Here is a 14,141-nt window from a genome sequence, read left to right on the forward strand (position 1 = left end):
AATGTCAATAAATCAACATTGTGTCGAAACTTAAATTAAATAGAATAAAAGTTGTTTTGGTTGAAAACAATCGAACTAGTAAGGAATTAGCCAATCATTTGGGTAAAACTGTTTCGACTGTTTCGCGTTGGTGTACAAATGAAGCTCAACCTTCTATAGAAACGCTTTATGAAGTTTCTAAATATTTGAAGGTTGATATTCGGGAGTTGTTGGTTTCGACTGGAAAATAGATGATACTTTCTATTTTTAGAAAGCGCACTTCTAATCTTATGCATTTTTTACTTACATAATATAGAAAATAGTCAAAGGAAATTAGGTTTCTCAAAAAATCAAACAATAATTTTATTTGCGATCGATAACTTTCAAAATCCCGTTTAATAAATTATCATTACTGTTTAAATCACTTTTCCTTTTTTCTAGTTCGACAGTTGACTCACCTTTTTTCAATATAAAATTTCTCTCCGTTTTAGCAAGTTCTATAATCAACTGCTTTACAGACTCTTTATCATCAAATACAAAAGCTGTTTTGATTGCGATGATTTTCATCTCAATGTTAGTTTTTTCATTATTGAAATATTTTATGTCTTCTAAATTACTTTTATAGAGTTTAAGGAAAAAAAAGGAAAAAATTTCTACTAATATACTTAATGAAAATCTTGGCAAAAAGTGAAAAAAATATTCATTTGAAGTGATTTCTTTAGATTCTACTCCAAGTAATGAATAACCTAAAAAGAAAATTGCGAGAAAGGTTGTAATAAAACCTATCATTAAATTTGTGTATGCATAACGTGAAAGTCTTGAAGTCTCTCTTTCAATTCTAACTTTAGTGTTAAGTAGTTCTCCCTCTATTAAATCTAATTTTGTTTTAGAATAAAATTCAAGGTTAAATTTATCAGTAATTTGTTCAATAATTTTTTTTTCTGATAAAACTGAAATTTTTTCTTCTATACGCTTACTAATTTCTTCTCCATAATCGCGAATATCACCAGAATTTGAATATATTGAAAGTAATTCACTCCTTAATTCTTCAAACCTTTTTTCAAATATTTTTTTATCGTTTTGAAAATTTGCATCATCCAATACAGTTTTTTCAAATGGAAATATTCCACCGCGTACATATAACATTAAAAAGAATGCAATGCCACTTAAAATTAACGTCGTTGAAAAAATTGATGATGTATATGGTGAAATTCTCAAATAATGATAAATTTCTTCTCGTAAAATAATTCCCAAAATACCTATTGAGATTAAAAAAATTGAGAGTACAACATAGAATCTTTTTTGAAGTTCATTCATTTTTTTATATGCTAATTAATTTCTTTTTTTTAATAATATTTGTCAATTGCCATTAGCATAATGCTATACTAATATAGATTACAAATAAAAATGCAGAATAAGCAAACCTACTATTTATTCTTCGCAAATTCATACGTATTTACACTCATTTTCATCTTTTTTTACGCATAAAAAAACGCTTTCTTATAGAAAGCGCTTTTTATGATATATACTAAATTTTTAATTCCCATTAAAAACCAAATACAAAACCAAAATCGCTAACCCCAACAAACCAAACAAAAGCTTCACCTTTTTACTAGTTTTAGGAATATCGGTTTCATCTGAAACATTCACTTCAGGATTTTTATCGGTTAAAGAAATAATAACGGCTGTAATTAAAAGCACAGCAAAAATGTAAAACGAAATCAATAAAAAGTGAGGCCAAACTGGATATTTATCGGCAGGAAAAATCCATAAATATAAAACCCCAACAAATAAACTAAACGCAGAACCCCAAGAAAGTGTTGCATTTACGGCTTTTTTCGTAGTGCGTTTCCAGAAAACACTCAAAAGGAAAACAACAGATAACGAAGGCGCCAAGAAACCTAAAACCGCCTGAAAAATATTGAATAAATTCTGTCCTTTGATATTGTCAATCGCAACGGCAATCAGAATCGCAAAAACACATCCTGCAGCAATTGTTAATCGGCCAATTTTAATTTGATCCTGAATCGTAGCCGTCGGGTTGATTTTCTTTACATAAATATCATTCGTAAAAACGGTGCTCAAAGCGTTTAAAGAAGAACCAATTGTTCCCACCAAAACGGCAATCATCACGCAGATTACCAAACCGTTCATTCCGCTTGGGAAAAGATTCGTAACCATAGTCATATAAGCTAAGTCTGAATTGCTTCCTAATTCTGGATATAACGCATAACACAAAATTCCGGGAAGAATAAACAATGGCAAAGCCATAACTTTTAACCAACCAATGAAGTTTACCCCCAATTGTCCCTGCTCCAAGTTTTTCGCTCCCAAAACACTCTGAACCATCGATTGATCGGTACAGAAAAAAGCAACTGCAGCAACAGGATATCCTAACAAAATAGCCGGCCACGGATAATGCGCATCATCTGAAGGACGGACTAAATTCCAAAAGTTAGAAGGGGTTTTCGCTATTAAAACATCAATTCCACCCAGTTTTTGCAAACCTAAAAACGAAAGCGTCAATGAAACTACAATCAGCAGAATCATCTGAAAAACATTCACTTTTGCAATCGCTTTTAATCCTCCGGCAAACGTAAAAATTCCAGAGAAAATCACTAAAACCGTAACGCTCTGCCACATCGGGATTCCTAAAATCTGACGAACTAAAACGCCTCCGCTGAATAATCCTAAAGACAGCCAGCTTACCAAAATTTTTACCAAAGCGTACCAAGCCAAAATATTTTGCGTACTGTCGCCGTAGCGTTTTCCCATATATTCGGGCATCGTGCTTACTTTACTTGCAATATATCTTGGTGCAAAAACCATCGCCAAAAGCAGCAAAAACACAAAAGCGTACCATTCGAAATTTCCTGCTACAATTCCCGTAGCGTAACCAATACTCGCAAAAGCCAATAATGACGAAGGCCCAACATTGGTTCCCCACATATTAAACCCGATGCTATACCAGTTTAAAGAATTTCCAGCCAAAAAAAGCGTTTCGTTTTTCTTTCTCTGCTTCATACTTACCACATATCCAATGACCAATAGAGCCACTAAATAACCCGCTACAATCACAAAATCGAGCGTGGTTAATTTATCGTAGATACTGTTCATAGTCCGTATTCGTTAAGAATATCGGCAATTTTAACCGGCATTCCAGTTTGCAAAGATTTATCCATTGCTTGTAACAAAGCTACCGTTCCAATTCCTTCTTCCATGTTTGGATAAGCTTCAAAACCTTGCTCGATACTGTCTGTAAAATATTCTAAATAATTCTGATATTCCCCGCCGTGATGGCTTCGCCCTTCAAAACGGAAATAATATTTTATCGTGCTGTCGCCCCAAGTAATCACTTTTTCTTCGCCTGTTTTGTCTGTAACGGCATAACGCAATTCATGATAATCAGCTTGGCTTGCTCCTTCTGTAGCTCTTAAAATAGTACTCATTCCACTATCACGTTGCGCTGGCTGAGTTGGCGAAGTATAAACACCGCTTACACGAGCAATTCTTCCATCGGTCGCTTTAAAGATAAAATGCATCGTATCTTCATTCTTCAATCCTGCCTTCTGTCCGTTACTGCTGATCATTCCATAACCCATTACTTCCTGAATATTTGGCAAATACCATCTAATAAAATCTACAGGGTGACTCAAACCTCCGTACAACCATTTAAACGATTGCAAAAGCGACCATTCTTTCTTCAAAAACCATCTGTGATCGGCATGATATTGTGCCTCGATTGTAATTAAATCTCCAATTAATCCTGCTTCAAAATCGGCTCTTTGTCTTTTGGCTGGTTCAAAGAAACGAGAACTTTGTCCAATAAAAACTTTCTTTCCAGTCGATTTGCTTAATTCTAACAATTCTTTTGCATCCGAAAGATCATCGATAAACGGTTTGGTGCAAACGACATGTTTTCCATGCAACAAAGCTTGTTTTACATGTTGTGCATGAAGATGATCTGGCGTATAAATCGCTATAATATCAATTGACGAATCGTTTAATAAATCGTCATAATTAGTGGTGTACAAATGAAAATCGAATTCTTTTGCTCGCTGTTTACACAATTCTTCGTTTCGGTCGCATATTTTAACGAGTTCTAGTTTTGAACTTTCTATAGCAGCCGACATTGTGCTTCGTCCTTCTCCAAGTCCTAGAATGGCTATTTTTAACATGAGGTGTGGTTATTTTAGATTGTTGATTTTGTTTTTTTTTGCCACAGATTAAAAGGATTAAATGGATTTTTTAATCTGTGGAAATCCTTTAATCTGTGGTTAAATATTTTTTTTCGCGTTTAAACCCGACAGGTTTTAAAAACCTGCCGGGTTTATTATGCGTATTATTTTTTTGCTTCTACTTCTACTTTATTTAAGAAAATCCATGTTTCATCTGGTTTTGCGCCTTCAATTCCAGATTGGTATTTTTTCATTAAGGCATTCCATTGATCTACTTTCGGATTATTTTCTGTTGTTTTCGGATTTAGTTTATCCAAACTTTCTCCTTTCGGAATACTGATTACCAAGATCAATTGTCTGTCTTTTTTGAAAACCTGCAATTGCTGAAAATCGGCGTTACAGAAACCTTTAGCAACTTCTGGCCATTTCTCAAATTGCGTTTTATGATAATCCACATATTCTTTTTGCAGTTTTTCATCAGCAGGAAGATTAGCGGTTAAAACCACATTTTCCCAATCTGATGCTGGTTTTGAATCTTTACATCTTTCGAAGTTTTGGAAATCGTAAACCAAATCTTCATAGATTTTAATTTCTAAAGAAGGGAAAGCGCCCGCCAGTTTTCGCTTTGTTCTTTCTGGCTGATTCATTTTTCCGTAAATCACCAAATGATTTTTCCATTGGTACAATTCCTGACCTACAATTCTAAATCCAGTTAAAGTCGATTTGATTTTTTCGATATCAAAATCAGAACCTATTAATTCTATCGCATATGGTTTTGGCATTTCCTGCAATCCCCATTTTTCATCGATTACAACTTCTTTTTCTAAATCTTTGTAAGGCGCTCTGATTCCGGCATTTTCTTTAATTTTAGAACTTACATACGGATCATTGTGTTCCCAGATATTTCCCTTTGGGCCGTTATGGTTTTTAAGTATTTTCTTTTCGGCAATCCAGTTGTTTTTAATGGTAAAACCTTCACTTCCTTCATCGGTATATAAATACAGCCATAAAAACGGATCATGCGCATACGGACTGTTGTAAACTTTGTCGATATAATTTTCTTCGATTCGGCTGTTTGGTTGAGCCGAAAGCGTGTAAATTCCAGCAACATCATGTAAATGTTTTGCATAATGATGAATTTTATTCGCCAAAATTTTATTGTTCTGCATTACGTTTGGCGTGTGGGTCCAACCCCAACCCATTGCCATTCCGGAATACGATACATCCGAAATTTCGTTATGTTCAATTGTGATGTTTCTAACAAAACCAGCACTGATTCCTAAAGTTCCCCAATCTTCATTGGTTACGTTGGTAATTAAATTATCTGAAATCACTTCATCCGAACACATTTCTCTTTCATCTTTTATGATTAGAGGCAAATGCGCTTCAAAAGCTTCTTCAGAGAAGACACCAACATTGATGGCGCTTCCGCCAATATCTTTAAACAAATTTCCTTTTACAGTATTATGATTTGTTCCTTTATTTAAGTCTAAACCAGTCGAAGCCAGATGCTCAAAACGGCACGATTCAAACTGAATATTATTGGCATAATTTACTTCAACCGCTGCACGAGGTCTTCCTACCCAAGCTTGATTTTCTAAACTTGCCTGATTTGGCGTTCCTGGAATTTTAAGTTTATAAGCATCCAACAAATACATACCAGATTGCAAGGGCACATGACCTTGTTCTGAAGGACGAAGCCAATTGCTGTATTGAAATGAAATACCTTTAAATTGAAAATGATGTACAGGAGAATCGATAGTTCCTTTTACTTCAACCAGATTTTCTAAAACTGGAACAGTAACTTTAACCGAATTAATATCTTCACCCTGACGTGGAATATAATAGACTTTAGCATTCTTTTTATCTAAAAACCATTCTCCGGGTTCGTTTAATAATGAAAGAGCGTTGTTTAAATGAAAAGCAGAATTTCCGTTGTTTTTAGAAATCCACGGTGCAGGCCAAGGATGCTCACTTTGGATTCGGCTTTCAGGCTCTTCAAACGAAAGTCTGGCGCTGTCTTTTTGCACTTCAATATTTTTAATTCTAAGGTTCGCAATCGACCACCATTGCACAATAAACATTTCCATTCCTGGTTCAAACTTAACCGACTTATCTTTAAACGGAATCCAGCAAGTCTGCGATTTATGATCCCAAGACAAAATTCTATCCATTGTATTTCCTGCCGTACTTTTAGCTCTAACGGCTTTTTTCCCGTTTACCCACAATTGTCTGTAATTGATTAATGAACCCGCTTTTTGAGGCGCATCGGCTACCCAAAATATTCCTTTTTTACCATTTAAAACGCTGACTTTTTTCCAGTTTTTTATTTCAATTCCACCACTTATAATGGATTTAGCATTTACATCAGCTTCAATTGTTGTTGGACTTTCGGCGGTTCCAGAATCTTCTGGTCGTACAAACAAAGGTTCGTTTAAATAATAGGTTCCATTCATTACTATAATACGAATACCATCTTTAATAGATGGATCTTTTAATCGGCGTAGCTCTCTAGCTTTTCGCATTGCCATATGAACAGTTGCCAGCGGATTTGATTTTGTTCCGAGGTTGGAATCATTTCCAGATGGTGAAACCCAAATTTCTGCAGCGTTTGCCGTAAAAATTGTAAATACCGTTAAAAAAACGATTAGTAATTTGTTGAAAGGAATTAAACGCATTATTTATAGTATTGATTTTTTTATTGGGATAAAATTACGAGGCATTAATTTTAAGTATTATTATTTTTACAAATAAATGTATTTTTAACACTTTTACCAAATAATTAGGACAATTTAAAAGAATATAAAATTACAGGCATCCTGTACCCTCCTGTAATTTAGGATAAACATCAAATTCTTGCCTTCCTTTTAAGCTAAAACTCCAAATGAAAATCTTAATCAATTTCCCATAAAAAAATTAAATTCATAAAAAATCTGTTATAATTAAATCAAAATTGTCGTTTCATAATATTTTTTTAATAGATTTGTGTAATCGATTACATTATTAAATTATAGTTTATAAGGGATTTTTTTATTCATCAAATAAAAAAATAGCAGATAAAAAATCTAGCCGACATCAAAAGTAAATTTTAACCATAATACAATTCTAATGAAAACTAACCTGACTAATCTTTTCTGTACAGCTTTGACCATTCTGGCAGCAAGTTTTTCTGTACCAGCTTTGGCGCAAAAAGCATCTGACACTTACAAAGACATTGAATTTAAAATGACCAAAATAAAAGAGCCGGTTATTCCTAAAAACAGTGTAAACATAAAAGATTTTGGTGCCGTAAACGGTGGTTATGTTTTAAATACTAAGGCTTTCGCGGATGCTATAGATGCCGTTTCAAAAAAAGGCGGCGGAAAAGTTATTATTCCTCCTGGAATCTGGCTTACAGGTCCAATTATCCTAAAAAGCAATATTGAATTACACGCAGAAAGAGGTGCTTTAATAAAATTTTCTACAGACAAATCTTTATATCCCATTATCGAAACCAATTTTGAAGGCTTAAACACTTGGCGATGCATCTCTCCTATTTATGGCAAAAATCTTGAAAACATCGCTTTCACAGGAAATGGTGTTTGGGATGGTTCTGGAGAAGTTTGGAGACAGATTAAAAAAAGTAAATTAACTGAGAGCCAATGGAAAGAAGCTATTTCTAAAGGCGGTGTTTTAAATGCACAAAAAACGAGCTGGTATCCATCAGAAACCTTTATGAATGCTTCTAAAGGTGCAGATCAAAATGTGCGCCCTGATTTAAAAACTAAAGAAGATTTTGAAAAAATTCATGACTTTTTACGACCTGTATTGGTAAGTATCCAAAACAGTAAAAGAGTTTTATTTGACGGTCCTGTTTTTCAAAATTCACCAGCTTGGAATATTCATCCTTTTATGGTGGAAGATTTAATCGTGAGAAATGTAACGGTTCGTAACCCTTGGTATTCTCAAAACGGAGACGGTCTAGATATAGAATGCTGTAAAAATGTTTTGGTTGAAAATTCAAGTTTTGATGTCGGTGATGATGCAATTTGCATTAAATCAGGAAAAGATAAAGATGGACGTGAAAGAGGTATTCCTAGCGAAAATATCATCGTAAGAAACAATATCGTATATCACGGACACGGCGGTGTAACAGTTGGAAGCGAGATGTCCGGCGGCGTAAAAAACCTGCATGTTTCAAATTGTACTTTTATGGGAACTGATGTTGGTTTACGCTTTAAAAGTGCACGCGGAAGAGGCGGTGTTGTAGAAAACGTATTTATTTCGGATGTTTATATGACTGATATTCCATCGCAGGCCATTTCTTTCAATTTGTATTATGGAGGAAAATCAATAGCTGAAACTTTAGAAGAAGGCGGAGACAAAATCATTAATAAAGCAATGCCTGTAACGGTTGAAACGCCTCAGTTTAAAAATATTTCGATTAAAAACATTACGATTAAAGGTGCTCAGCAAGCGGTATTTTTACAAGGTCTTCCTGAAATGAATCTTGAAAATATCGAAATTTCAAACTTAACAGTTACGGCTGAAAAAGGGTTTTCGATTATTGACGCAAACGGAATCAAAATCACCAATGCGAAACTAGATATTGAAAACAGTAATGTATTTGAAGTTTACAATGTAAAAAATATGTCTTTAAAGAATGTCGAATTCAATTCTACATCTCCTAAAGCTGTAAATATAAATGGTGAAGGGAACGCAAATATCGAATTGGTTTCTTCTAAAAATTTAGATTTTTCAAAAACAACTACACTTGGAAATGATGTTCCAAAAGGAGCTGTAAAATTTTAATCACAATTTTAAAATGAAATTTATCAATAGTTCAAAAGCAGTTGTTTTAAGTCTTTGCTCTTTTTCGTTTCTACATTCAAATGCACAAACTAGCAAAGAGGAAAAATCAGTAATCAGTACCAAAGTTTTTACAGATGGGACCAATCATTGGTACCATATTAAAGACAAAACTAATATCGTAAATCCAATTCCGAATCAGCCTCAATATGCTGAAACGGATTATGCTAAAATTGCTGATAATATCTTACTTTTTCAGCGCAATAATGGCGGATGGCCTAAGAATTACGATATGAAAGCGATTCTGACTCCAAAACAAATTGATACGGTTATTGCAACCAAACCAATTTTGCATACTACTTTTGACAATGAAACGACCTACACACACGTCAATTATCTGGCTCAAGTTTATACTTTAACTAAAGAAACAAAATACAAAGACGGTGCGCTAAAAGGAATTGATTTTATTTTGGAAGCGCAATACGGCAACGGAGGCTGGCCTCAATATTTTCCTTTAGAAAAAGGTTACAGCCGACATATTACCTTTAATGACGGCGCTTATATAGGTATTATGAATCTTTTGAAAAAGATCGTAAACAATGACCCTGATTTTGCATTTATTGATACTAAAACTAGAAAAAAAGTGACCGCTTCATACGAAAAAGGAATTGACTGTATTTTAAAAATGCAGATTAAAGAAGATGGAAGACTTACGGCTTGGTGCCAGCAGCATGATGAAATTACGCTTTTACCAGCATGGGCACGAAAGTTTGAGCCACCCAGCATTTGTAATGCCGAAAGTGTTGATGTCGTATTGTTTTTAATGGCAATCGATAATCCGAATGAGAAAATCATAAACGCGGTGCAAAGCGCTGTAAAATGGTTTCAGGATTCTAAAATATACAATACAAGAGTTGAAAGTTTTCAAGCTCCAGAAATGGATTCTAAATACAAAAAAATCACCAACGATGTGCGTGTTGTAACCGATACTGCTGCACCGCCAATCTGGACGAGATATTATGAATTAGGAACTCATAAACCTTTATTCTGCGATAGAGACAGTCAATTTTTGTATTCTTTGGCAGAAGTAAGCCGAGAACGCAGAAGCGGTTATGCGTGGTACACGGATAAACCGGAAAAAGCATTAAAAAAATATGCGGCTTGGCAGAAGAAATGGAGTGCTGGAAATGATGTTTTGAAATAATTTTCCGCAACAAATAAAAAAATATTAGCCACAGATTAAAGGATTTTCACAGATTTTTTAATCATTTTAATCCTTTAATCTGTGGCAAAAAATCTATTACAGATTATAAAATGAAACCGCATTTTCAAACCAAATTTTATTTTGGTCTTCGATAGAGAACTTCGAAATATAATCTTCTAAAGTTTTTACAACCTCGATATAATCAGAAGCAATATTAAGAACCGGCCAATCTGAGCCGTACAGTATTTTATCTATTGATAAATTTTCAAAAATCACATCCAAATACGGTTTTAAATCCTCTGGTTTCCAATTGTTCCAATCAGCTTCAGTGACCATTCCTGATATTTTACACCATACATTGTCGTATTTAGCAATTTCTTCGATTCCTTCTCTCCAGGAATCAATACTTCCTGATTTGATATTTGGTTTAGCAATATGATCAATTACAAACTTTTGATTCGGGAAATCTTTTACCAAACTTATCGCAGCTGGTAATTGACGATGAAAAATGAGAATATCATACGTGAAATCAAACTCTTTTAAAGCTGAAATTCCGTTACGAAAATCTTCTCTGAACATAAAATCATCAACTTCGCCTTGTACAACATGTCGGAATCCTTTAATTGTTTTATTCGAAGAAAAATGACGTAAACGTTCTGAAATATTATCTGCACGAAGATCAACCCAGCCTACAATTCCTTTTATAAAATCATTTTTAGATGCCAAATCCACAAGGAAATTGGTTTCGTCTTCAGACTGACTTGCTTGAACTGCTACACAACCAGAAAACTTATTTTCTGTAAGCAATGGCAATAAATCTTCTGGCAGGAAATCTCTTTGAATTTCTGACATACTTTCATCAATCCAGCTGTCTCTAACAGGATCAAATTTCCAAAAATGCTGATGAGAATCAATTCGGTTATTCATTTTGAATTAGTTTACATCGTTGATTAAAGCACGATCTAAGTGTACGTAGCCACCATCTACAAAAACAAATTGTCCAGTTGTATGCGAAGAACGATCAGAAATAATGAAAAGCGCCGTATCAGCAATTTCTTCTGTTTTCGTCATTCTTCCTTCAAACGGAATGCTTTTGTTGATTTTCTTTAAAACGGTTTCTCCATCTTCCAATGTTTTAATCCAATCTTCGTATGCAGGAGTATAACTTTCAGCAATAATAATAGCATTCGAACGGATTCCGAATTGAATTAAATCTACCGCCCATTCTCTCGTAAGTCCTAAAACTCCGCCTTTTGCCGCAGCATAACCTGAAGTTCCGCCTTGTCCCGTTAAAGCTACTTTTGAACCAATATTCAGAATATTTCCTTTTGATTCTTTTAAGTATGGAAGCGCATATTTAACCAATAAAAAATAACTTACTACATTTAGTTTTAAAGAATCCATAAATTCCTCGTAAGAAGCATCTAAACCAGCACCGTCATTTACACCAACATTGTTGATTACAGCATCGATTCTTCCGTATTTTGCTACGATTGCTTTTACAGCATTTTCTATTTCTACAGGATCAGTTACATCAGTCTGCACAAATAAAGAATCAATTCCCTTGTTTTTAAGCTTTTCCACATAAGCGAAACCTCTTGCATTTCGGTCTACCAAAACTGGAATCGCACCTTCATCTGCAATTCGGTTAATGATTGTTTCTCCAATACTGCCTTCTTTTCCAGCAGAACCAGAGACAACAATTATCTTATTTTTTAAATTTAAATCCATTTTTTTTTGTGTTAAATGTGATTTGTAAAATGTAAAATGTTTTTTCTTTTGTAAAATATTAAGATGTGAAAAATGAAATACAAAATGGAGTAAGTTTTGTTCTTTTACAGCAAAAGTCACATCTCACATTTTACAAATCACATTTCACATTTCATTAATTATTCTATCTCGATTAATGCCTTAATTACATTATTTTTCGGATCAATTAATTGTCCGAAATCAGTAATCATTTCAGAAAAACTTGTTCTATGTGTAATATACTTTTTAGGATCTATTTTGCCTTCTTTCAAGCATTTCATTACATACTCAAAGTCTTCAATAGTAGCATTTCTGCTGCTCATTAAAGTAGATTCTCTCTTATGGAAATCAGGATGGCTGAAACTTAATTCTCCTTTTTGAAGTCCGACTAAAACAAATCTTCCGCCATGCGAAATATAATTGAAAGCACTGTTCATTACATTTCTATTTCCGGTAGCGTCGATCACAACATTCGCCATATCACCATTTGTTAATTCAGCTAGTTTTACGGCTACATCATCGTTTAACGGATTGATCGTTTCATCCGCATTCAACTCAGTTTTACAGAAATTTAATCGGTAATCATTGATATCCATTACGATCACTTTTGCTCCAGCAATTTTAGCAAACTGAATCAATCCAATTCCAATTGGCCCTGCTCCCATTACTAAAACCGTATCCGTTGACTTCACAGCCGCTCTTCGTACTCCGTGCGCTGCAATTGCCAATGGTTCTACCAAAGCCAATTCATCATAATCTAATCCCTGCCCGTGAAGTAAATATTGTTCTGGAATCGAAACATATTCAGCCATTCCGCCGTCAATGTGTACCCCAAAAACTTTAATATTTACACAACAGTTCGTTAAACCATTTCGGCAGGCAACACATTTTCCGCAGTTGAAATACGGAATAAAAGTTACTTTATCACCCGGTTTAAAACCTTCCGCATTTCCTTTTACATATTCTGCTGCCAATTCGTGTCCTAAAATCCTAGGATATTCAAAATACGGCTGCGTTCCGCCAAAAGCGTGAATATCAGTTCCGCAGATTCCAATTCTTTTAATTTTTAAGAGAACCTCACCATCTTTTGGTTCGGGAATTTCTTTTTCTTTTAATTTAAATTCCTGTGGCTTTTCGCATACAATAAATTTCATCTTCATTTTTTTTTTAACTACCCGTAGAACACAATTAGCGAAAATTTTATTTAACACATAGAAACATAGATTTTTTGTTCCTAAAAAGAGAGTAAAAAAGAAACTAGTTTCTTAACACATAGCTATGTTTGTTAATGCAAGTGAAACGCCTTTCTTAGATAAACAAATTCTATGTTTCTATGTATTTAAAATAATTATGCTCAACGAGTTAATAATTACTTTTTATAGGCAACCGCAGTCTGCCTGCTTGTACCTAAACCTTCAATTCCAAGTTCTACAACATCGCCTGCTTTTAAGTAAATTGGATCTGGTTTAATCCCCAAACCAACTCCCGGAGGCGTTCCTGTACTAATGATATCACCCGGAAGCAAAGTCATAAACTGACTTAAATAATGCACTAAATAAGGAATTTTAAAAACTAAATTTAACGTGTTGCTGTCTTGATATTTTTTACCGTTTACGCTCAGCCACATCGATAAATTATCGACATCTTTTACTTCATCTTTTGTAGCCAAAAATGGTCCAAGAGGTGCAAATGTATCGCAGCCTTTTCCTTTTGCCCATTGTCCGCCGCGCTCAATTTGAAATTCTCTTTCACTGTAATCATTCAATAAAGCATAACCTGCGACGTAGTCTAAAGCTTCAGCTTCTTCAACATAACTTGCTTTTTTGCCTACAACAAATGCTAACTCTACTTCCCAGTCGGTTTTCACACTGTTTTTCGGAATAATCACATCATCATCCGGGCCGCATAAAGAAGTTGTTGATTTAAAAAAGATAATCGGCTCTGTTGGAATTGGTGCGTTTGTTTCTTTACAGTGATCTACATAATTTAATCCAATACAGATTATTTTTGAAGGTCTCGCCACTGGAGATCCTAAACGAACACTCGCATCAACTTCTGGTAAAGCAGGATTGCTGTCTAATGCTTTTTGTAATTTTTCTAAACCATTTTCTTCAAAAAAACTTTCGTTAAAATCTGAAACGATAGAAGAAACATCATATCTTTTTTCATTAATTAAAACTCCTGGTTTTTCTTTTCCGATTTCTCCAAAACGTATTAATTTCATTTTCTTATATATTTTAATT

Annotated in this window: 11 protein-coding genes; 3 read left to right on the plus strand and 8 right to left on the minus strand. The window is 34.2% G+C overall.

Going from position 1 to position 14,141, the window contains the following annotated elements; all coding sequences use genetic code 11:
* Window positions 1-20 precede the first annotated feature (20 nt).
* Window positions 21-230 (plus strand): helix-turn-helix transcriptional regulator, encoded by a 210-nt coding sequence (locus ACHRVL_RS11510; RefSeq protein WP_099718641.1) that lies wholly within the window; start codon window positions 21-23, stop codon window positions 228-230.
* Between the two features lie 112 nt (window positions 231-342).
* Here the strand turns inward: ACHRVL_RS11510 and ACHRVL_RS11515 are convergent, their stop codons facing one another.
* The 4 genes from ACHRVL_RS11515 to ACHRVL_RS11530 all read right to left on the minus strand — a co-directional run bounded on the left by ACHRVL_RS11515 (window position 343) and on the right by ACHRVL_RS11530 (window position 6,835).
* Window positions 343-1,296 carry a hypothetical protein gene (locus ACHRVL_RS11515; protein ID WP_395412863.1) on the minus strand — a complete coding sequence of 318 codons (954 nt, stop codon included), beginning with the start codon at window positions 1,294-1,296 and terminating at the stop codon, window positions 343-345.
* A gap of 219 nt (window positions 1,297-1,515) precedes the next feature.
* Window positions 1,516-3,096 carry a sodium:solute symporter gene (locus ACHRVL_RS11520; RefSeq protein ID WP_395412865.1) on the minus strand — a complete coding sequence of 527 codons (1,581 nt, stop codon included), beginning with the start codon at window positions 3,094-3,096 and terminating at the stop codon, window positions 1,516-1,518.
* Entirely contained in the window at window positions 3,093-4,157 is a 1,065-nt protein-coding gene (locus ACHRVL_RS11525; protein ID WP_395412867.1) for a Gfo/Idh/MocA family protein, read from the minus strand. The genes ACHRVL_RS11520 and ACHRVL_RS11525 overlap by 4 nt, the downstream gene beginning before the upstream one ends.
* Window positions 4,158-4,321: 164 nt before the next feature.
* On the minus strand, window positions 4,322-6,835 hold the full coding sequence (locus ACHRVL_RS11530) for an L-rhamnose mutarotase (protein WP_395412869.1): 2,514 nt from the start codon (window positions 6,833-6,835) through the stop codon (window positions 4,322-4,324).
* A gap of 430 nt (window positions 6,836-7,265) precedes the next feature.
* Between ACHRVL_RS11530 and ACHRVL_RS11535 the strand changes: the two genes are divergently transcribed.
* Window positions 7,266-8,948: a glycoside hydrolase family 28 protein gene (locus ACHRVL_RS11535; RefSeq protein WP_129053551.1), complete on the plus strand. Its 1,683-nt coding sequence runs from the start codon at window positions 7,266-7,268 to the stop codon at window positions 8,946-8,948.
* Window positions 8,949-8,961: 13 nt separating this feature from the next.
* The gene (pelA, locus tag ACHRVL_RS11540; protein ID WP_395412871.1) at window positions 8,962-10,149 is read left to right on the plus strand and encodes a pectate lyase; all 1,188 of its coding nucleotides are present in this window, start codon (window positions 8,962-8,964) and stop codon (window positions 10,147-10,149) included.
* A 96-nt stretch (window positions 10,150-10,245) separates the two neighbouring features.
* On the opposite strand, the gene ACHRVL_RS11545 is transcribed toward pelA, so the two are convergent.
* The 4 genes from ACHRVL_RS11545 to ACHRVL_RS11560 all read right to left on the minus strand — a co-directional run bounded on the left by ACHRVL_RS11545 (window position 10,246) and on the right by ACHRVL_RS11560 (window position 14,122).
* The gene (locus tag ACHRVL_RS11545) at window positions 10,246-11,076 is read right to left on the minus strand and encodes an amidohydrolase family protein (protein ID WP_395412873.1); all 831 of its coding nucleotides are present in this window, start codon (window positions 11,074-11,076) and stop codon (window positions 10,246-10,248) included.
* A gap of 6 nt (window positions 11,077-11,082) precedes the next feature.
* On the minus strand, window positions 11,083-11,880 hold the full coding sequence (locus ACHRVL_RS11550) for an SDR family oxidoreductase (protein WP_395412876.1): 798 nt from the start codon (window positions 11,878-11,880) through the stop codon (window positions 11,083-11,085).
* 158 nt (window positions 11,881-12,038) lie between these two features.
* The gene (locus tag ACHRVL_RS11555) at window positions 12,039-13,052 is read right to left on the minus strand and encodes a zinc-binding alcohol dehydrogenase family protein (RefSeq protein WP_395412879.1); all 1,014 of its coding nucleotides are present in this window, start codon (window positions 13,050-13,052) and stop codon (window positions 12,039-12,041) included.
* A 215-nt stretch (window positions 13,053-13,267) separates the two neighbouring features.
* The gene (locus ACHRVL_RS11560) at window positions 13,268-14,122 is read right to left on the minus strand and encodes a fumarylacetoacetate hydrolase family protein (RefSeq protein ID WP_395412880.1); all 855 of its coding nucleotides are present in this window, start codon (window positions 14,120-14,122) and stop codon (window positions 13,268-13,270) included.
* Between the last annotated feature and the right edge of the window lie 19 nt (window positions 14,123-14,141).

This window comes from Flavobacterium sp. FlaQc-28, assembly GCF_044007415.1.
Lineage (GTDB): Bacteria > Bacteroidota > Bacteroidia > Flavobacteriales > Flavobacteriaceae > Flavobacterium.